Source organism: Pseudodesulfovibrio profundus (assembly GCF_900217235.1).
GTDB classification, from domain to species: Bacteria; Desulfobacterota; Desulfovibrionia; order Desulfovibrionales; family Desulfovibrionaceae; genus Pseudodesulfovibrio; species Pseudodesulfovibrio profundus.
On record NZ_LT907975.1, the window covers coordinates 1,477,429 to 1,497,926 of the forward strand.

The following is a 20,498-nucleotide window of genomic DNA, read 5'->3' on the forward strand; positions in this document are numbered from 1 at the left end:
CGCGAAAAGATTAACCTTCGCCCTCGGAAGCAGCCTGCTTGCCAGCGCCAGCAAGGCCGTACATGGTGGTGGAACCGGAGGACCAGAACACCAGTTTTTCTTCCTGAATCAGCTGGGTAAGAATCTTCTTGACTGCACGGCTCTTCTCTTCCGGGAACAGCTTGGTGAAGTCATTGAAGTAGAACTTGGACTTATTCTTGGATTTGGACTCGCAAAAAGCAATAATTTCAGCTTTTGCGGCTTCAGGATCGAGTGCCATAGTCGGACTCCTTCATTGTTGCAAAGTCGGGGTACGGCGGAATGCCGTACCCCGGAGCTTTATTATCTTACCACTTGAACTGAGTGGTCTGACGCCAGGTGTAGTATGCGGGATCACGGAAATCATCAATCAGGTGAGAGCTGAATTCCAGTTCGCATTTCTCGAAGAAGCGTTCCCAACCAATACGGTTAGCCCAGTCGCCCAGACGCTCGTACTTGTTGGCCTCGGCAGCGTAGGTGTCGAGGATCTTCTTGATGACCTTGGTCATCGTAGGCCAGCGAGGCGGCTCGTTGGGTACGAAAGGTACTACAACCTTGGAGAAGGCGGGCTTGGTGATACGGTTGGAGATCTTACCACCAACCATGATGGCAATACCGTCACCTTCACCGTCGGACAGAGGCAGGGAGGGGCACATGGTGTAGCAGTTACCACAGAACATGCAGCGCTCTTCCTTAATTGCGACGGTCTTGTAGGTCTCACCGTTGAGCTCTACCTTGGTCGGGCGAACTGCACCGGTGGGGCAGGAAGCGACGGCCAGGGGGATCTCACAAAGGTTGTCAAGGTACTCGTGGTCAATGAGGGGCGGCTTGCGGTGAACACCGAGGATAGCGATGTCGGAGCAGTGAACCGCGCCACACATGTTGAGGCAGCAAGCCATGGAGATGCGAACCGGAGCAGGCAGCTTCATGTCCTTGAAGTCATCGAATACGACGTCCATGGTAGCCTTAACGGTACCGGAAGCGTCGGAAGCCGGGGTGTGGCAGTGAATCCAACCCTGGGTGTGGACGATGTTAGTGACACCGGCACCGGTACCACCAACGGGGAACTTGTGAGAACCACCGTCGAACTTCTGGCCTTCCAGGAAGGTCATCAGTTCTTTGGCTTCGTCCAGGGACTCGAGGATGAACTCGATGTTGTTACGAGTGGTGAAACGCAGGTGTCCACCGGTGAACTTGTCAGCGATGTCACAGAGTTCACGAATGTAGGTGACGGAAACCAGACGTGCGGAACCGCAACGAACGGTGTAGACTTTGTCACCAGACTCGGCGGTGTGGCACAGGAGACCCGGTTCGAGGATCTCGTGGTAGTCCCACTTGCCGAAGTTCTTAGCAATTACCGGGGGAAGGAAATCCGTGAAGTGGCGGGGGCCGATATCAGAGATACGACCTTCCATCGGTTTGTCAGGATTGTATCCGGAAGAAATGAAAGCCATATTATTTTCCTCCAATCTTTAGCGCTGGTGGCGTTTACGGAATTCGGCGAGATCGCGATCCCAACCACCATCAACGTCTTCTGCCTTCCAGAAGATGTAGGGGTTGTGGCGGGGTTCCTGAACGTGGCGAGGATCAGCAGCGATGCCAGCGGCATCAGCCAAGGCGGCAAAGCCAAGACGCTTCATGGTCTCACCGATACGCTCACGGTTCTTGCCTTCGTCCATCCACCAGTCCCAAACGTTTTCAACGATGTCTTTGATGGCCTGGTAGTCGTCGTCCTTGTTGACTTCAACGAAGGGAACGAGCAGGGAGCCCATCTGAGGACCGTCGAGAATCGGAGCCTTAGCACCGCAGAAGATGGACAAGCCGCGCTCGTCACCGATCTTCAGGGCCTGAGGCATGGTGTTGATGCAGTGCATGCAGCGGACACACTCTTTGTGGTCCATGACCAGCTTGCCGTCTTCGAATGCGAGGCATTCGGACGGACACAGATCGACGACTTCCTTCTGGATGTCGAATGCACCCCAGTCACGACCGGCGTGAGCGCCAGCGTTAGGAGCGATTTCGCCGCCAACGTAAGCAGCTACTTTTTCCTGGTCGATCTTGATGGCGCCTTTCCAGGTACCGATGAAGGCCATGTCGGAACGTGCGATGGATGCAACGCAACCGTTCGCGCAACCGTCGAACTTGAACTTGAACTTGTAGGGGAAAGCCGGGCGGTGCAGCTCATCCTGGTATTCCTGGGTCATGTTGTAGCACAGTTCCTGAGCGTCGTAGCAGGCGTACTGGCAACGAGACATACCCATGCAGGAAGCGGGGGTACGCAGGTTGGAGCCGGAGCCGCCGAGGTCGACGTCGAGGTCGTGAGTCAATTCCCAGAAGATTTCTTCGAGCTGCGGAGTAGCAGTACCAAGCAGAACGATGTCACCGGTAGCGCCGTGCATGTTGGTCAGACCGGAACCGCGGAGATCCCAGATGTCCATCAGCTGACGCAGGAAGTCAGTCTTGTACCACATACCGGCGGGCTGAGCCACGCGAACGGTGTGGAAGTGAGCAACGCCGGGGAACATCTCAGGCTGGTCACAGTAACGGCCGATAACGCCGCCGCCGTAACCGAAAACGCCAACGATGCCGCCGTGCTTCCAGTGAGTTTCACCATCGGTGAAAGACATTTCAAGAACGCCGAGCAGATCTTCAGGGCAGTCCACTGCAACCTGGTAGTCAAGACCTTTTTCGTTCTTGGCTCGGTTTGCTGCCTCCTGTTTGATGTCGGATACGAAGCTGGGCCACGGGCCGCTTTCCAGCTGATCCAACAGAGGAGTTTTGTGTTTCGCCATTCCCTTAACCTCCATTGTTTGATTAAGATGTTGCCATCAACCATTCTAATCCGGGCCGACTGCAGAATATTTTCCGGAGCCCGGACACCTTTGCTACATTACGCATCGTGCGTTGAACAGGGGCCTTTTGCGCACCTATTCACAAAGTATGCAGGGGTGCCAATGTAATGGACGCATCCGATTTATGTCAACCGGTAATTGCCCAAAAAGCATTGTCAAACCTGATCATACGGGCCCATCGCCCGTCCCGCGCCTTTGCTCTTTCTCGCGCGCAGACTTGCGTTTGCAGTCCATGCAGAGTATCGGTCCTTGGCAACAGGTTATGGATCGACATAATCGTTACAACAAAAGAATTTCAGGAGCAACACAAACTTGCAGAATACGAATGATAACAATCTTCAATGTAAGCGGTGCGGCGCATGCTGCAGAAAAGGCGGTCCGGCTTTGCACGAAGAAGACATGCCGCTTGTTCAGGATGGTACAATCCAACTGTCCGATATCGTCACACTTCGACCTGGAGAGCGTGTCTACAATCAGCCCGCCCAGTCAATCCTCCCCCTTGAGACCGAAATTCTCAAGATAAAGGGACGCGACAACGGGTGGACATGCATCAACTTCAGCCCTGATGGACAGAACTGCGGTATTTACGAGACTCGTCCGCTGGAGTGCGAACTCCTTTTCTGTCTCGAACCAGAGGCGCTATCGGCAGTATATGATAAAACCAGGCTGACGCGGGCGAGCCTGCTGCCTGAAAACCACCCTCTCCTTGAACTCATCGAAGAGCATGACAAGCAATGTTCTCCCATTCTTATGGAAGAAACGGCAAAAAAGGCTCGTGAAGGAGATGACGAGGCAGGCGTCAAATTGAAAGAAATCGTTCTGTTCGATATGGAAGTTCGACGCTTGGTAGCAGAAAAGAGCGGTACAAACGCAGACATCACCGAATTCCTTTTCGGACGTCCCTTACGTGTCCTGCTCGGAACCATGAACATCAAAGTATATGAAAAGGGCGATTCCGTACGATTCAGCTTCGCCCAGGGAGCCTAACATGAAAGACGAACGAGGCCACTACTACACCCCGTCACTGCAGCACCCCGAAGTTCGCATGTACGTCCGAGACAACGAAGGCGTCATTGAATTTCGACTCTATAACCCCAATGAACCGATCATCTGGGAAAAACACCAATGGGTCCCCTACTCCGCTATCCAGCAGGCCGCCGAAATGTACAAGGAACGCGCCACGGATCGGAACCCCCTTGCGCTGTACGACCTGGAGATCGCCAAGAACCTTCTGAAGGCTCACTAACGCCTACGAATAACACATATTTCATCGGGCCTTGAGTTGCTTGAGGCCCGATGAAAAAAATTTCATGATTATTCGGGATATTTTCCTGTTTCTCTACTGAAGAACGGGAACATCCCCTATTGCTCTCTTTTCGGGGCTGTGGCTTATTAGAGCCACATTTTCCCGGCATCCCCGTCGGGAACTCCCCCCGAAAGGCCTCAATCACCGCCATGAGGCCTTTCTTCTTTTTTTGAAGAAGAAAACCCCTACTTCAAAATGAAGGCCGCTCCCTCATTTTCGTAAACATCTGGCCAAACGAGCTTCAGACTCGAAGGGGCAACAGTATTGTCGGTGCTTGAGTGTCCCAAGCTGTTTCGGACACACTTCGACCAAAGTCGAAAATACAATGGATGGCTGGGAAAAGGCAGAGTCTCAAGCAAAACAGCATGTGACTCGTGAAAGTGGGAGAATGCAGTGCTCACAAGCCACTAAAGGCATAGAGTAATATGACTTGCTATTGGCATCTACCGGTACAAGATGCGACAAAAGCCCCTCAAGAGCTACCGACATTCTATTCGTGGTATGCTCAACAACTCTAAATCAACCAATCATAGAGACACCGATTTCACGGCAAAATAAGGTTTGATTTCCCGTGTGTTAGACTCGGCTATGATTGAGCCAATCAAAACACGACTAATTCTGGAATTGCAGCCACAAAACGCCCGCCCCACTCATTGATGTAATGATGCTGCTTCATGATTTCTTCTTTGATATTCCAAGGAAGAATCAAAACAAAGTCAGGCTTTTCTTCTCGGAGTGTCTCAGGTGAAAGAACCGGAATATGACTGCCAGGCATGTAGCGCCCCTGCTTATGAGGCGAGGCATCAACGCAAAATGAAATGAGATCTGTTCGGGCTCCACAATAGTTGAGAAGCGTGTTGCCTTTGGCTGCAGCCCCATAGGCAGCTACGGTTTTCCCCTCACGCTTTTGGTCCATGAGAAAGGCGAGGAGTTCTCTTTTGATCAAGTCGGCTTTTTGCTGAAATCCAGTATAGTAATCGATTGTCCCCGCTCCCTGAGCCAGTTCATCTTCAAGACAATCTGCAACAGCACGTTTGACCTCTCGCGCTTCCTCTTCGTGGCATGCAAAAATTCTCAGAGACCCGCCATGTGTCGGCAGATGCTCGACATCAAAAATGGTCAGGCCATTTTCCTGAAATATTCGTTGAACCGAGAGCAGTGACAAATAGGAATAATGTTCATGATATATGGTATCAAACTGGTTTAAGCGAACAAGATTCGCCAAATGAGGGAATTCCATCGTAATGGTACCCCCCTGCTTCAAGGCAATCTTCAGACCGGAGACAAAATCATTAATATCAGGGACATGTGCGAGAACATTGTTTCCCAAAAGCAGGTCTGCCTGCTTTCCTTGTTCAACCAATCTACTTGCCAGTTCAGAACCAAAGAATTCTCTGAGAGAATGCACCCCTTTTTCCTCAGCAGCGTCAGCAGTCCCGCCTGTAGGCTCAATACCAAGACATGGAATTCCTGCCTGAACAAACCACTGTAAGAGGTAGCCATCATTGGATGCGATCTCTACCACTTGGGAGTCTGCTTCGAGTCCGAACCGTGATGTTGCCATGTCGACGTATTGCTTTGCATGCTCAACCCATGATGTCGAATAGGAGGAGTAGTAGACATAGTCATCAGAAAAAATATCTTCGGATTTCTTGTACTCTGCTACCTGAACCAAAAAACACTCTGAGCAGACAAAAATCTTAAGAGGATAGTAGACTTCTGGTTCATCCAACTGGCTCGAAGACAAAAAAGAGTTCGATGGCGGTTGGTGAAAAAGATCAATAAAAACATCTCTCAAAGGAGTGTCGCAATGGCGGCAATTCATGTAAAAACTCTCAATTATTTGATGAACGGCAGGGTAGCATCTCTGTCAGAAATTTCACTTGGCGGCAAAGGCCACTCAATGGCCAGTTGGGGATCATCAAAGCGAACTCCAGCTTCAACCTCTGGAGTATAGAACTCCGAGTGAAGGTAAAGCAATTCAGTATCCGCTTCCAATACCTGGAATCCATGCGCAAATCCTTCAGGGATTAACAGCGCTTTGTTGTCATGGCCTTCCAGTATTTCCCCATGCCACTTCAAATAGGTGTCAGATTCCGGCCTTAAATCCACAGCGACATCGAAGCATTTGCCTCGCAAGCATCGAATAATCTTGATCTCGGCATGCGGAGGACGCTGAAAGTGCATTCCTCGGATCGATCCAACTTTGCGAGTAAGTGAATGATTGATCTGGGCAATATTCATCCCCACGCCTCTTTCACTTAGTTCGTTTCGACAAAACAGCCGCGAAAATTGCCCTCTATCGTCACGAAAAGGTTCTGATTCCAAAAGGAGCAAACCTGCTAGGGGCAAGTCAGAAATAATCATTTTAAAGCCTCAAATTCGGCAATCTGCTTGATGGTTTTGCTACGAACATCCCCTGCGTTCGCCCACTCCTTATACCACTCGGCGGTCATTTCCATTGCCTTCTCAAAATCAGTCTTCGGCTTCCATCCCAACTCATTATTGACCTTGCTACAGTCCAAACCTAACAGCTTAGCCTCGTGAGGCTGCTCGCTCTGGTCAATTTGATGGGCTGCACCTTCTCCCCACAAATCGGAAAAGAATGTAACAACTTCACCAACTGTTTTGACAGATTCTTTTGCCGGACCGAAATTCCAAGCTCCGACATATTCCTGACCTTCTTCGAAAAGGGACTTTGCCAGGCGAAGGTACCCCGAGAGAGGCTCAAGAACATGTTGCCAGGGACGTGTGGCATGCGGTGACCGAATATGAACCGGATTACCAGCCTTGAAAGCCCTTACCATGTCAGGAATCAAGCGATCTACGGCGAAATCTCCTCCCCCGATGACATTCCCCGCTCGAACAGTAGCAACAGCCGTTGAATTTTGCCGGAAAAAACTATTTACGTAAGAAGCTGTGACGAGTTCAGCGCATCCTTTACTCGCTGAATACGGATCATGCCCCCCCATGGGATCGCTTTCCACAAAAGGAGTACCTGTCTCCTGATTCTCATAGCACTTATCGCTCGTAACGATGATCACAGAGCGCACATGTGGCGTATGCCTAATCGCCTCAAGCAGATTGGCAGTCCCCATCACATTGGTATTAAGGGTCTCAAGTGGGTTATCATACGATGGCCTGACAAGAGATTGAGCCGCCATATGAATCACTATTTCAGGTTTGAACGAACGAACCGCTGCCGAGATATCAGCTGCGTTATTGATGTCACCACCAACCCGTTTAACGGAACCTTCAACATTCGCCAAAGACCAGAGGGAAGGCGAAGATGGCGGTTCTAGAGAATATGCCGCAACCTGGGCGCCCATCTGCTCAAGCCACAGAGCTAACCATGCTCCCTTGAATCCGGTGTGCCCGGTAAGAAAAACTCTTTTTCCACTATAAAAATTCGAAAACATGACTACCAGATCTTCCAAGGAGCTTTGCCAGCATCCCACATGGCATTCAACTTTTCAGTGTCTCGCAAGGTGTCCATGCAAGCCCAAAAGCCGTCATGACGGTAAACCATGAGTTGGCCTTCAGCCGCAATCTTTTCAAGTGGGCCGTACTCAAAATCACACCCCACTTCTGGGGTAAGGTAATCGAAAACCTTTCTGCTCATCACAAAGTAACCGCCGCTAATGAGATCCTCTCTAGCTCTATCGGGCTTTTCCTCGAAAGCTAGAACGGCATCATTTTCCGTCTTAAGAACACCAAACTGCTGAGCAGGGTTAACACCCGTCACCGTGACCAACTTTCCATGGGAGTTATGAAAATCAAGCAAAGCCGCGATGTCGATGTTTGCCACACCATCACCATAGGTCATCATAAAAGTGTCGCCGGTGATATATTTCTCAATACGCTTGATACGTCCACCCTTGAGGGTCTGCGCACCGGTGTCGGACATGGTTATACGCCAGTCTGACTCATCGTGACAATTGTGCTGACAAATGGAATCAGGATGCCCAAGATCAACGGTCACATCATTATTCATCCATTGATAGTTAACAAAATAATCACGGATCATTTCACCTTTGTATCCGAGCGGAAGCACGAAATCCGTATGCCCATGCGATGCATAGGTTTTCATGACATGCCATAAAATCGGCCTGGGTCCAATATTCACCATCGGCTTAGGACGAAATTCGGTTTCCTCACGGAGACGAGTCCCCAAACCGCCGCACAGGATTACTACTTCCATAAACCTTATCCCTTCAAAATTCTTTTTAACGCGTCGCAGACTTTTGAAATATCATCCCTTGTAAGCTGAAGACCGCTAGGCAAATTGATGCCTGCCCCACTAACGGCATACGCATTGATATTTCTCTTTGAAGCAACCCGAGCTTCTTCCGTATCAGCATATGCAGGGATTGAACTAAGCGGGGAGAAGAATGGACGGGTATCCACTCCTTCCTGTTTCATTTTTTCCATAAGAATGAATTTATCCATTCCATATTTTGGATCAACGATAACTGTGGTCATCCAGTAACTGTTTACCACACCGACGGGTTCTGCATTCAGCTTGAGGCCATCAATATCACCAAGCTCTTCAGCGTACCAGTTAAATATCTCACGCTTGCCATCAACCAACTCCTGACCACGCTCAATCAAAGCAAGTCCCATAGCAGCCTGCATAGCACTCATTTTGTACTTGAAAGCAAACTCAACATTCACGGGGAAAACATTCCCCGCTATACGCCCATGGTCAAGTAAGAACAGGATCCGTTTGAAGAGGTCGTCGTCATCTATAACAATCATTCCCCCTTCATTGGTCGTCAGGCTTTTGGAACCATGAAAACTAAAACAACCAGTAGCGCCCAGGCTGCCAGCCCCTTTGCCTTTACATTGAGACCCCAGCGCTTCTGCCGCATCCTCCACAACGAACAAATTATTGGCCCGTGCGACATCGTGGATAGCACCCCAATCCGGCATACTGCCATAGAGCTCAACAGGGATGATGGCTTTGGTTTTCGATGTGAGGCATTCCTCAACACCTTTGGTAGAGATACACCACGTTTCCAGATCAATATCGGCAAAACAGGAATAGCGCCAACGTAAGAGACAGGAGCAGAAGAAGCTATCCATGTAACGTCAGGCACAACAACTTCGTCCCCTGCCCAACTCCCAAGGCAGCCAAAGAGAGGTGCAGCGCCGATGTACATGACGGCAAGCTGACAGCATTTTTGACACCAACGAATTCAGCGAAAGTTCTGTGGAACTTCTCATAGTAAACACTGGCATTTTCACCCCACGAATTAACAGCTGCATCTGTGACGTAATCAATTTCCAGCTTCGTAACAGATGGCCCGGCTACAGGTATTCGTTTCATGAATTAATTCTTGATGCACTTCAAGTAGTAATCTGGAGCTACGGTAATCTGCGGCTTGTTTTGAATAGCATCGTCTATCTCAAAGCGATCCGTTGTCTTGAGATACTCCCAGACTGCAGTCTTAGGATTATCACCTTTATCCCAGGGACGATCAGGGAAGTACCCTTCAGGCATATATTCAATGATAGTGTCCAAAACAACACAACAACTGTCTTTTGCAACAAGTGGAGCGTATGTTTTCAGCTCTGCAAGCACATGCTGATGGGTATGATTAGAGTCTAGAGCAACAAGAACTCGACTCTTTCCTTGAGCACAACTTTTCACTTGATCCACAACCCCCTCATCAATCGAAGAGCCTTGAATAAGTGTTATACACTTAGCCATGGGATGATTTTCGATCGCCTCACGGTTATCAGGCCTGATATCAATATCCACCCCAACGACTCCACCTTGAATATCCCTCATTTTCAACATGCTGGCATAGAAGACGAGCTATATCTGTCTCGATGTTATGGTCAGGTTTTACTTCCCATATGATTTCCTGCATCGCAGCCATATCTTGAGGGTATAGAATGAGGGGAAGCCCTATCTACTTGAAGTCATATGTATACCCACTCTCGTTGGAGCGCTGGGCCCAGCGATGATATTTTCCCAGAAGCTCTTTATCCTGCCCCAGAGTTTTCAATATTGGCAGCAACCTGCTGTTGGAGCTCAGTAGAATCCGTTATACTGTATCCCTTAATCCTACTTCATCAATCTTCTGTAACTGCGTAAACGAGATTGCAATCTTCAGGGTGTTCAAGCCTATATTCATAGCAGGCACGGCAAAATGCCTTTTCCATCCCGGTTCTCCCCCAACCATACCCCTTTTCTCAGAGACCGTTCTCAAGAACCAATCCATTTGTGGTGTAGAAAGCATCTTATAGTAGATTCCACTTTTATTGATCACCCTCAAGCCAGATTTCTCAATATCTTCAGACGGTGAAGCCCATCTGAAGGCCCTAGGATATCCAAGCACATCAATATCAAATGAGATACGCAGCAAAAAGGCTCCAGACACTCGTCTTTCAGACTTTTTAATATGCTTTGAGGATGTATCTTACCCCCGTGTACATAAGCAAAATTCTAAAAAACAAATTGTCAGTGAACCATCACCTTTATCATATGCTACTCACTAAAACGACCCCATGCTCGGTAAATCATTGAAGTAATCACAAACATCATAAATGAGCCCATTACATTAGTCTCTAATTAAATCAGCACTTTAACCACACTCAACTGCCCACAAGAGGGTAGGATAATATTATATTTGCTTCTGATCCTTCAAAAGACTTTTATTCAGGAAGCGGCTTGCTTCTTTATTCAGACGCATAAATACCAGCAACATCTTCAACAGGTTTAACCTCGAAATCAAGCGGTTGCAGCATTTGGTAGTAGTACATACATCCGGAATAAATATCATTCACACTCTCATCCGCAACATACTCGTCAATAAAGTATTTATTGGAAGAAATGGGCTCTGAGCGGGGCCAAATCCGGCGGCGTAGGCTACTTAGAGTCAATGCCTTGCGAATTTTGCGTTTACGTTCTTTGACTTCTTTTCTTTTCAACCTCCCAGAAATATCCTTCCTGACATCCTCTACCGGGACAGAGCATACTTCTGACAAAAATTGAATATCACCTTCAAGTAGCACGTTACTCCTCTTCAGGAACTCCTTTACAACAGCAGTATATACCCTTTCAGAATCAAGAGAGATATCTCTAATATTAAGTAATGATCTCACTTTCTGAATGGAATCCCACACATGGGGGAAAATAGTAATGGCATCATGCCTAATCAGCTTTTCCGCAATTGTACTTTTGTAAAACTCCGAAGCCCTAGGATCTATCTTCCCTTTCTTTCCAGTCTTTCCTACTAGGAAACCATTTGATTTAGGAGAAGTTCCAGGCAACTTAACGGGATATGAAAGGTAGAGAAAGTTAACACCTAGGCCTCCTGCAAGCATGGCCGTATAAATATCTGGGGCGGCAGAACCAAAAACTCTTTCTGGAGATTTCTCTTTTATCGTTTCAAGGAGCTTCCTGGAAAAAAAACTGTTATAGATAGAGGGTAACCACTTATAGCCCCCAGGATGCTCGAAGCGAGCTACCTTCTTGAGGACCTCAAACGAATTATAAATTGAGTACTCACCGCGACAGGATGCCTGCAAACGAGAAAGGGTACTGCCATCTACCGCAGGATATGTAAAACACCCGTCATCAACCCTAACAGCTTCAATATCATGCTCCTGAAACATATTCTCAACAACAGTCAAAGCATTTGGTAGAAATCCGTCATCATCACCAAGCACCGTGTACGCATCAGCCTCTTCGAGGTGCTTAAGTCCGAACTCCCAGTTGCCAGACATCGACGTGTTGGTGGGATTGCACACATAACGTATTCTAGGATCATCAAAGGACTTGACGACTTCCGCTGTATTATCAGCACTGTTATTGTCAACGACCAACAGAGACCAGTTGGGGTTCTCCTGGGCGAGTACTGTTTTTATTGCACCGCCAACCAAATCCCCTCTATTGTAGGTAGGCAACATGATTTGAAATTTCATCATATATCTCTTTATTTATTATCGATTCAAAGTCACCAAAACAGTACGAAGACTTGTTACATAGCCAGTCTCATTTTACACAACTTTACAGAACTCGCTTTGCCAAGCTTCGTAACAACTTAAACCGCCACTTGTTGCCGACATACTCGTGAGCCCCAGCATGCATCATTATCCTTGCATACAACCAAACGTCTGATTTTATGAAAAAACTTTTATACTTGTGAGCAAGGTGCGATCTGTTATCCACAACATTTTTAAAGGATTTATCCTGCCCATAAGTCCTGTGCTGGAGCATTAAGGTTTCGTCTACCGAAATAAAATGTGCCCCCAGGAAGCTCGCTCGAATAGCCATATCCCAGTCTTCATACCGGCCAAGCTCCTCATCAAATCTGCCAACCAAATCGAAATTTTCCCGACTCCCCATGAGTGTCCCCGTTCCAAGGCCTCCCCATGTATAGTCGGGACTTTTTGCTCCCGGCAGCGAAACAAACTGACCGAGCAGAAGATATCTCGCAACCATCTCCCCATGCGGTTCAGCAGGATGGCGTCCAATACCTTCGATTGTCTGTATAATCTCGTCCGGCTTTTCTTCAAGAGCAACTTCCCAGTTGCAGTAACAAAAAACTATCTCAGATGAATGGCCGTATTCCTGAATGCGATTGTACTGCTTGGTCAGCCGGGAAGGATAGCTCCAGTCATCGTCATCGAAAAAGGCTATGTAATCGCCTCGGGCATGGTCAAGGATACTGTTTCTGGACACAGGACAACCGCGATTTTCCTCATGGCGAATAAGCCGTATGTTGTCGTGCTTTTCCATATACGATTCAATGACGGAGATTGAATCATCCAAGGAGCAGTCATCAACAACGACGACTTCCGTATTGGGCCAATCCTGCTCAAGGGCGCTTTCTATTGCACGGCCAACTGTGTCCTGTGCATTGAAGCAGGTAATTCCAATTGATATCAGTGGGCTACTCATTAAACGCCCATTCCCTTTTTTTGGCTGAGTACATTTTCATAAACGCGCAAATGATCATCAATAGTATTGGCAATAGTCAAGCTCGCACCAAGATTCCGGGCGCTATGGGACATTTCTGCATACAGATCCGCATCACCCAGGGCTTTACAAAGTGCTGTAGACAAGGATGTTTCATCAAGAGAGCAATATACTACTCCCTCGCCAACTATATCTTTAGGGGCGGCCTGCTCGCTGATAACGACAGGCAATCCACAATAGAGGGCCTCGGCAAAGGCAAGGCTGAACCCTTCGTACTCCGAAGGCATAGCCATCAACGCACGCATCGAAGCCAGTCCTTTGAGAATAGAAGGGACATCTTCCCTGAATCCGAGAAAATATGTACTTCCGTCAACTTCCACTTCCCGAGCCAGAGCTTCCAGGCGCTCCCTTTCCGGCCCATCACCCAATATCAACAAGGACGCATTGGGGATTTTTTCCAAGACTGAGACAAAACTGCGTATGAGAAGATCCACATTCTTCAATGGCACAAGTCGTCCGCAACTCATTACAACAGGCCCATCGTCACCGATTATATCCCGAGCTATATCGATAGGTTGCGAGTCAAGAAAAAGTTGCTGATTCACCCCATTATGTATGACCGTATACGGTTTTCGGGCTATATTCTGTTGACGCCCGGTGACCTCCCAGACCTCTCTGGAGACCGCTACATAGTGATCGGTTGCAAATGAAAGAAGAGAACTCGCGACGCGGTATTTTCGTTTCCCGTGGGGAGCCATGCTATGAAGAGCGTAAACAACAGGGATGCCCAACCCCAGACTGGCGATTCTGCCCACATGCCCACTCACGATGTCACAGAGATGGATAATATCCGGTGCTTCCTCCCTGATCATCTGCCGCAACCGCTTGATCATGACGGGCTTGAAGAAACCAATGTCCTTGATATTGTCCGTAATTGATCGCACAGGAATACCTGTTGCCTCGAGATCCGCAAGCAGCGGACCGGATGAGGCCATGGGGATCGCAACAGGTTCGTGACCAGTATCCTTGAGCTGACGAACCATGTCTACGAGCAAGCGCTCGATACCGCCTCCACCCATTCTGTCAACTACAAATAAAATCTTCATGGCAACTATCTACAGGAATTCCCTATATACCGCCAAGAGCTTCTCTATATATCGCTCAATAGAGTACTCGGGCGCAATGGACAGGGCGGCTTGAGACAGACTGGAGTGGAGCGATGTATCCGATAAAACACGTAACAGTTTTTCTGCTATGTCATCGACATCCGTCGTGCAGACGAGAGAGGCATCAGCTGCAATCTCGATGGACGGCACATGTTCGGACACGACGGCTGGCAACCCGCAAAACAAGCTCTCAATATGAGCAATCGGTAATCCTTCATATTCTGAGGGCATTGCCAGGACATAGGCGGCTTTCAGATAGCTGGGGATATCGGCATTGTTCACATATCCAGGCAGACAGACTTTATTCTCGATTTGCAATTCCTGAACAAGCTGCTTCAGATCATCCATCTGTCCACCATCACCCAACAACAGAAGCGAAGCGTCGGGATCCTGCTCACTAACAATCGCAAAAGCCTTGATTAACTTGTCAAAATTCTTCAGGGCAACGAATCGACCAACGCCCACAATGGTTTTACCTGACAGGCCATGTCGTTCGAACAAGTCAAAGGGTTCCACATCCATTTTGGCAGGGTCCACGGCGTTATAGAGCACGCGGCTGGGACGTCCTGCAGTGTTATGATCTTTCTCAACCGTGGACGCCACTTCCTTTGAGACGGAAAAAAAACACGTCGTGGCATAGGATAATGTTTTATTGGCTAGTCTTCGGTAGATTTTGCGTTCGGATTTGGCAGTATGAACGTGGCAAAAAACCGGAACATCCAACCCCAGAGCAGCAAGACGCCCGAAATAGTCTGCTGAGAAATGCATTGTATGCACAATATCAGGCTGAATATCCTTCAGCTTCTTGCGCAACTCCAGCAGGGTATCCAAACGATGCGTTTTGATGCTTTTCTTGTCGCTACCAATGCAAAGGACCTCAACACCCATCTTTTCATATTTGGACATGAGGTCGCCCGTCCCGGAAAGGTTGATCACGTATGGATCGATTTCACTTCCCGCTTTGAGAGGCTGAACAAGGTCAAGCAGCCAGTTTTCGACTCCGCCAAAAGGTAGGCCTCCCACGATAAATGCCACTTTGATCGGCTTACCTTTCATGATCGCTCCAACGCACCAGGCACTTTTCCAGGTGCTCTTTGAACTCCGAAAACACGTGCTCGGGAAGATACTCAACTAGACACTCAATTGTTCCGAGCTTGCATGTATTTTTGTTGCACAGATAGCAGCCTTGCCAGCGAATGAGACTCAAGTGATCATCGCTGGGAAAGCGCCATGCCGGGCTGGTTGCACCGTGTATGACGACAGAAGGCGTATCTACGGCCACAGCAAAGTGCCTTGGGGAGGAACAGTTTCCCAAATGCATGACAGCCCTATCAAGAACGGCCGCCATCTGACGCAGGCTCAACATTTCATCGAAAACCAGAACATTGTTCCCGGCTTCAGCATTGATTTTGTCTGCCAGCTCTTTTTCCCCGGGACCATACAGGATCACGGCCTTCATGTCCGGGTGCTGCTCTTCCAAAATTTTCAGCAATGCAATATAATGACGAGCCGGCCACTTTCGGGTTTTCCGACGATGACTGGGATCGACTGTGATGAACGGCACACCGGAAAGCCCGTACTGCTTGAGAGTGGCCTCGGCGTCACTCTTTTCCTGATCGGTAAGAAACAGCTCGGGTTTATCCATATCCCACTCAATACCAAGTGGCGCCAGCACGCTGGCCTTGGCTTTTGCGGCATACCCGGATTCCATTTCCGTCCAGTGTGTGTAAAGGAATCTATTGTACCAGGGAGGAGAGAAAGAGAGTCGGACAGGAGCATTGGACAAGCCGACAACCCACTTGCAGCGAGGGAGTTGCTGAAAGTCAACGATGAGATCGTACCCCTGACGACCGACACGGGCGTACCATGCAACAGCCTTCAACGGGTTGGCAAGCTCCTTTTTATCGATAGCCCAAACATGATCAACATGCGGGTTATTCTCCAGCACACTGACACACTTCTTTTCTGTAAGGACATGGAGCTCTGCGTCAGGATACCGTTGCTTGAGTAGCTTGTAAGCCGGTGTCGAAAGCAACACATCGCCAATCTGGCGAAGCTGACACGCAAGAATTTTTCTAGGGGTGAAGCCCAACAGGTCGGTCATGGTGGCGTGGTATCCCAAAGAAAGCGAACTGTCACGTTTTTTTAAGGAGGGTACACCCAACGCCCATAGTCAGAAAGGCAGCACTTATCGGTTGACAGGCAAAGCAACTCCAGTTATCTAACTCGTCCCTGATCGTGCCGAAGTGGTGGAATTGGTAGACACGCTAGGTTCAGGGTCTAGTGGGAGCAATCCCGTGGAAGTTCGAGTCTTCTCTTCGGCACCAAGAATGCAAAAGGTTTGTGGCTAACCAGTCACAAACCTTTTTTCTTTTCCAACGAGCAGTTCGTGCGACCCGCGTCCAACGCCATGGGGTTGCCGTGAAGCAGAGAGTACAGAGCAACGTGCATTACCGCTCTGCCACGAAATAAAACGTACATAACTCTCGTTCGCCCCCTCATACCAACTATGCATCTGTTTGGATTATACATCCGAAGTGCCTATGCGCCCAAGCGCATTTTATTCTTTCATACCACTGAATCAAGAATAAATTATCCCCCAAAATAGCGTTGGGAGCCTGCTTCACAAGTGACCTGATCGTGCTGCGATCTAAAAACTTTGTCGTAAATGTGTTCCAGTTGTGATACGGAATCAACAGTGTGATCTGTCAACCTATACTCATTTACAAGGAGACTCCATGAGGTACCAAAAAAACAGCACTATTTTGAGGCTTTGGGCTCCGCTTTTGCTCAGTCTGACCTTGTTTTTGCAGGGGTGTCCGATGTTGATCATACCCATTATTGCCGCATACTCCGATTCTGGCATAACGGTTACGGTCGAAATCCCCAAGAGTGCTCCGGAAGTCTTTGCTGCCGCAAAAAAACGGGTAGAAAGTGGTGTGTCAGAATCCGGCATCACCTTCACCGTTACCGACATCGATGAGGATAATTATTTGATCAAAGTCGAAGGGACTGAAACGAAGTGGGAAGCGAGATTCACCGTTGTTCCAGTCAGCAAGAATGTCAGCCAGATAATTGCAACAGGGACAGATGATGAACGGTCACATGAAGAATCCGAACAACTGGTTCTTCAGGGTGTTAAGAATTTGTGCGATGACCTCGGGGTAAGGTATAAGGTCATTACTAACGATTAAACCCTATTTCATTCCTTGTTGCAGTAATTGCAAGGGGCATGTTCGCACAGAGATATGCAGCTTACCACAACAGGGTCAAAGAGGTAGATGTCCTTCAGGTTCTGCTATCAGTCCAAGAACATCACTCCATAAAACCCGCTCGTTGAAAAGCCAAAAACCATAAAAGCCTTCAAGCACTCTCTTGACTCCAAGATAAAAGGTTTGTGACTATCAGCCACAAACCTTTTTCTTATGTATCACCCGACTCCCACACTTCCACACTTCCACACTTCCACAGCCCAACAGCATGATGTTTGTTGGACTTTGCTATTGAATCAGCCTCATTCGACAACCTCGGTAATCCTGCGCAGCTTCCAAGACCAGTGTGATGTAGACGGCAAATCCACTACTTCGCCGGCCCCTTTATATCTCTCAATCCGCCATCTCCATTCTCAAGTAATGATCGATAAGAAAACGATGAACGCTACGCCCAAGATGATAACAATAACCATATCAATAGAAGATACGACGAAAGCAACTTGATTTTGGGATATTTATAAGGCACAAGCGTACAAAAAATTATAATTTTATTTACCAAGACATATGATAGACACCAACAAACACAACTCTCACGGTATATTCCCTACGACAGTAACCACAAAAGAGTGCAGCGACACCGGCATGGCCATGGTGCTCATCGCCCTGCTCATAGGGTGGTTCACTGATGTCAGAGAGTATCACCTCGCTGCCATCATCCTGTTAGTGCTCAACATGGTTTGGGCGCGGGCATACACCTATGTAGCTAAAGGCTGGCTCGGCTTTTCGACACTGCTTGGGACTGTCATGTCCAAAATATTACTCTCCCTGGTATTTTTTGTGGTTGTGACTCCCCTTGCCCTCTTGCGACGAATGCTAGGGCACGACCCCATGCAGCTCGGAAAATGGAAAAAGGATTCAACGTCCGTTTTTGAATCACGCGACCACACCTTCACTGCAGAAGAAATCGAACTCCCTTACTAGCAAACAAGGAACATCATGGATTTTCTCAAAGACCTCTGGGGCTTTCTTAAAGTACGCAAAAAATTCTGGCTGCTTCCGGTCATCCTCGTACTGCTCGTTTTCGGTTCGCTCATTGTCCTGACCAGCGGTTCGGCCATTGCACCGTTCATTTACACCGTATTCTAGAGGGCAATATGTCAGACGCCATTCTGGGGATTTCTGCCTTTTATCATGATTCAGCCGCTGTTCTTCTGGTGGACGGTGAAATTGTAGCCGCAGCACAAGAAGAACGATTCACTCGCAAGAAGCACGACGCAGATTTCCCGCACAATGCGGCCAAGTATGTTCTGAAAGAAGGCGGATTGCAGCTCTCCGACCTGAGTGCCGTCGCATTCTACGACAAGCCCTACCTCAAGTTCGAGCGACTTCTGGAAACATACAACGGTTTTGCTCCCAAGGGATTACAGAGCTTCCTTTCCTCCATACCGGTATGGATCAAGGAAAAGCTCTTCATGCGTAAAATGCTCAAGGACGAGCTTGCTCGTCTGGGTTCTGGCAAGCCGAAGATCCTCTTTCCGGAGCACCACCTCTCACACGCAGCGAGTGCATTTTACCCCTCCCCTTTTGAGGAAGCTGCAATCCTGACGGTGGACGGCGTCGGCGAATGGGCAACGACGACCATCTGCAAGGGGTCCGGGAAGGACATCTCGGTTCTCAGGGAATTGCATTTCCCTCATTCACTCGGTCTCCTCTACTCTGCCTTCACCGCGTTCTGTGGCTTCAGGGTCAACTCCGGCGAATATAAACTCATGGGGCTCGCTCCATACGGTAATCCCACGGCAGAGCGAATCGACACGTGGAAGCAAGCCATCTATGATGAGCTGATCGACGTACGCGAAGACGGCTCCCTGCTCCTGAACATGGAGTATTTCAACTATGCCACCGGCCTGACCATGTGCGAATTCCCCAAATGGGAATCGCTCTTTGGAATCCCGGCCCGCCAGCCTGAAACAGACATTTCCCAGGACTACATGGACCTCGCCTTTGCCATTCAGCAGGTGACCGAGGAAATTGTATTTACATTGGCTGAAACCGCCAAAGAGTTGACCGGCTGCAACAAACTGGTCATGGCTGGCGGCGTGGCGCTCAACTGTGTGGCCAACGGCAAACTGCTTCGCAACAAGACATTTGACGATATCTGGATTCAGCCCGCTGCCGGCGACGCTGGCGGAGCCCTGGGTGCGGCCCTTGCCGGACGGCACATCTGGCAAGGCAAGGAGCGCGTGGTCGATTCTGATGACTCCATGCGTGGCGCCTACCTCGGCCCCTCTTTTTCGGAGAACGACACCCAGCGCGTCATTCGTCAGTTCAAGGCGAAGTCCGTTAAATACGATGATTTCGGCAAGCTGACTTCGGACGTTGCCGACCTGCTTTCCCAGGGTAATGCCATCGGCTGGTTCCAGGGCCGCATGGAATATGGACCGAGAGCATTGGGCGGGCGTTCCATACTCGGTGATCCACGCCACCCGGAAATGCAGAAAAAGCTCAATCTCAAGATCAAGTACCGCGAGGGGTTCCGCCCCTTTGCCCCGTCCGTCATGGAAGAAGAGATTGCCACATGGTTCGATCTTGATCGTCCTTCACCATACATGCTCATCGTGGCTCCGGTGGCCGATGCGCAGTGCCATCCGCTCCCCGAAGGCTATGACGACATGGAGATGTATGATCGTCTGTACGTTCAGCGTTCGCACATCCCGGCCGTAACGCATGTCGATCATTCGGCGCGTATCCAGTCGGTCAGCAAAAAGACCAACCCTCGATATTGGGAACTTATCAATACCTTCAATGCGGAGCACGGATGCGGACTGGTGGTCAATACGAGTTTCAACGTCCGAGGCGAGCCTATCGTCTGTACCCCGGCAGATGCCTACACCTGCTTCATGCGCACCGAGATGGATTACCTCGTAATAGGTGACCATGTGTTTTCCAAAGCTGATCAACCCGAGTGGGACGAATCCAAAGATTGGATCAGCCAATTTGAATTGGACTAAT

Annotated in this window: 19 protein-coding genes, 1 tRNA gene and 2 pseudogenes; 7 read left to right on the forward strand and 15 right to left on the reverse strand. The window is 48.9% G+C overall.

The window, feature by feature from the left end:
• Window positions 1–10: 10 nt before the first annotated feature.
• The 3 genes from DPRO_RS07075 to dsrA all read right to left on the reverse strand — a co-directional run bounded on the left by DPRO_RS07075 (window position 11) and on the right by dsrA (window position 2,810).
• The gene (locus DPRO_RS07075) at window positions 11–259 is read right to left on the reverse strand and encodes a dissimilatory sulfite reductase D family protein (protein WP_097011416.1); all 249 of its coding nucleotides are present in this window, start codon (window positions 257–259) and stop codon (window positions 11–13) included.
• A 67-nt stretch (window positions 260–326) separates the two neighbouring features.
• The gene (gene dsrB, locus DPRO_RS07080) at window positions 327–1,472 is read right to left on the reverse strand and encodes a dissimilatory-type sulfite reductase subunit beta (RefSeq protein ID WP_097011417.1); all 1,146 of its coding nucleotides are present in this window, start codon (window positions 1,470–1,472) and stop codon (window positions 327–329) included.
• 18 nt (window positions 1,473–1,490) lie between these two features.
• Window positions 1,491–2,810 carry a dissimilatory-type sulfite reductase subunit alpha gene (gene dsrA, locus DPRO_RS07085; RefSeq protein WP_097011418.1) on the reverse strand — a complete coding sequence of 440 codons (1,320 nt, stop codon included), beginning with the start codon at window positions 2,808–2,810 and terminating at the stop codon, window positions 1,491–1,493.
• A gap of 372 nt (window positions 2,811–3,182) precedes the next feature.
• Here dsrA and DPRO_RS07090 point away from each other — a divergent pair, with 372 nt between their 5' ends.
• Together DPRO_RS07090 and DPRO_RS07095 are read left to right on the forward strand one after the other, a co-directional pair.
• On the forward strand, window positions 3,183–3,857 hold the full coding sequence (locus DPRO_RS07090) for a YkgJ family cysteine cluster protein (RefSeq protein WP_097011419.1): 675 nt from the start codon (window positions 3,183–3,185) through the stop codon (window positions 3,855–3,857).
• 1 nt (window position 3,858) lies between these two features.
• Window positions 3,859–4,116, forward strand: coding sequence for a hypothetical protein (locus DPRO_RS07095; RefSeq protein WP_097011420.1), 258 nt, complete (start codon window positions 3,859–3,861; stop codon window positions 4,114–4,116).
• Between the two features lie 661 nt (window positions 4,117–4,777).
• On the opposite strand, the gene DPRO_RS07100 is transcribed toward DPRO_RS07095, so the two are convergent.
• The 12 genes and pseudogenes from DPRO_RS07100 to DPRO_RS07155 all read right to left on the reverse strand — a co-directional run bounded on the left by DPRO_RS07100 (window position 4,778) and on the right by DPRO_RS07155 (window position 16,378).
• Window positions 4,778–6,001: a class I SAM-dependent methyltransferase gene (locus DPRO_RS07100; protein WP_097011421.1), complete on the reverse strand. Its 1,224-nt coding sequence runs from the start codon at window positions 5,999–6,001 to the stop codon at window positions 4,778–4,780.
• Window positions 6,002–6,015: 14 nt separating this feature from the next.
• Window positions 6,016–6,543 carry a dTDP-4-dehydrorhamnose 3,5-epimerase gene (rfbC, locus tag DPRO_RS07105; RefSeq protein WP_097011422.1) on the reverse strand — a complete coding sequence of 176 codons (528 nt, stop codon included), beginning with the start codon at window positions 6,541–6,543 and terminating at the stop codon, window positions 6,016–6,018.
• Window positions 6,540–7,613: a CDP-glucose 4,6-dehydratase gene (gene rfbG / locus DPRO_RS07110; protein ID WP_232005735.1), complete on the reverse strand. Its 1,074-nt coding sequence runs from the start codon at window positions 7,611–7,613 to the stop codon at window positions 6,540–6,542. Before rfbG ends, rfbC begins: the two co-directional genes overlap by 4 nt.
• Window positions 7,598–8,377: a glucose-1-phosphate cytidylyltransferase gene (gene rfbF, locus DPRO_RS07115; RefSeq protein ID WP_097011424.1), complete on the reverse strand. Its 780-nt coding sequence runs from the start codon at window positions 8,375–8,377 to the stop codon at window positions 7,598–7,600. The genes rfbG and rfbF overlap by 16 nt, the downstream gene beginning before the upstream one ends.
• Before the next feature lie 5 nt (window positions 8,378–8,382).
• A pseudogene (locus DPRO_RS07120) lies at window positions 8,383–9,505 on the reverse strand (DegT/DnrJ/EryC1/StrS family aminotransferase).
• A 3-nt stretch (window positions 9,506–9,508) separates the two neighbouring features.
• Window positions 9,509–10,061: pseudogene (locus DPRO_RS07125) on the reverse strand (cephalosporin hydroxylase family protein).
• 168 nt (window positions 10,062–10,229) lie between these two features.
• On the reverse strand, window positions 10,230–10,550 hold the full coding sequence (locus DPRO_RS07130; RefSeq protein WP_097011425.1) for a hypothetical protein: 321 nt from the start codon (window positions 10,548–10,550) through the stop codon (window positions 10,230–10,232).
• 313 nt (window positions 10,551–10,863) lie between these two features.
• A complete protein-coding gene (locus DPRO_RS07135) occupies window positions 10,864–12,114 on the reverse strand; it encodes a glycosyltransferase family 2 protein (RefSeq protein ID WP_097011426.1) in 1,251 nt (416 codons plus the stop codon).
• Between the two features lie 82 nt (window positions 12,115–12,196).
• Window positions 12,197–13,090: a glycosyltransferase gene (locus DPRO_RS07140; protein WP_097011427.1), complete on the reverse strand. Its 894-nt coding sequence runs from the start codon at window positions 13,088–13,090 to the stop codon at window positions 12,197–12,199.
• Entirely contained in the window at window positions 13,090–14,214 is a 1,125-nt protein-coding gene (locus tag DPRO_RS07145; RefSeq protein WP_097011428.1) for a glycosyltransferase, read from the reverse strand. Before DPRO_RS07145 ends, DPRO_RS07140 begins: the two co-directional genes overlap by 1 nt.
• A 9-nt stretch (window positions 14,215–14,223) precedes the next feature.
• Window positions 14,224–15,330: a glycosyltransferase gene (locus DPRO_RS07150; RefSeq protein ID WP_232005736.1), complete on the reverse strand. Its 1,107-nt coding sequence runs from the start codon at window positions 15,328–15,330 to the stop codon at window positions 14,224–14,226.
• The gene (locus tag DPRO_RS07155) at window positions 15,320–16,378 is read right to left on the reverse strand and encodes a glycosyltransferase family 9 protein (protein WP_097011429.1); all 1,059 of its coding nucleotides are present in this window, start codon (window positions 16,376–16,378) and stop codon (window positions 15,320–15,322) included. Before DPRO_RS07155 ends, DPRO_RS07150 begins: the two co-directional genes overlap by 11 nt.
• 136 nt (window positions 16,379–16,514) lie before the next feature.
• Here DPRO_RS07155 and DPRO_RS07160 point away from each other — a divergent pair.
• The 5 genes from DPRO_RS07160 (at window position 16,515) to DPRO_RS07175 (ending at window position 20,497) form a co-directional block, all read left to right on the forward strand.
• A tRNA-Leu gene (locus DPRO_RS07160) sits at window positions 16,515–16,601 on the forward strand.
• Between the two features lie 495 nt (window positions 16,602–17,096).
• A complete protein-coding gene (locus tag DPRO_RS07165) occupies window positions 17,097–17,468 on the forward strand; it encodes a hypothetical protein (protein ID WP_157917392.1) in 372 nt (123 codons plus the stop codon).
• Window positions 17,469–18,050: 582 nt separating this feature from the next.
• Window positions 18,051–18,467 carry an SxtJ family membrane protein gene (locus tag DPRO_RS07170; protein WP_162291155.1) on the forward strand — a complete coding sequence of 139 codons (417 nt, stop codon included), beginning with the start codon at window positions 18,051–18,053 and terminating at the stop codon, window positions 18,465–18,467.
• A 15-nt stretch (window positions 18,468–18,482) separates the two neighbouring features.
• Entirely contained in the window at window positions 18,483–18,632 is a 150-nt protein-coding gene (locus DPRO_RS20295; RefSeq protein WP_173806759.1) for a DUF5989 family protein, read from the forward strand.
• An 8-nt stretch (window positions 18,633–18,640) separates the two neighbouring features.
• Entirely contained in the window at window positions 18,641–20,497 is a 1,857-nt protein-coding gene (locus DPRO_RS07175) for a carbamoyltransferase family protein (protein WP_097011432.1), read from the forward strand.
• Window position 20,498 lies beyond the last annotated feature (1 nt).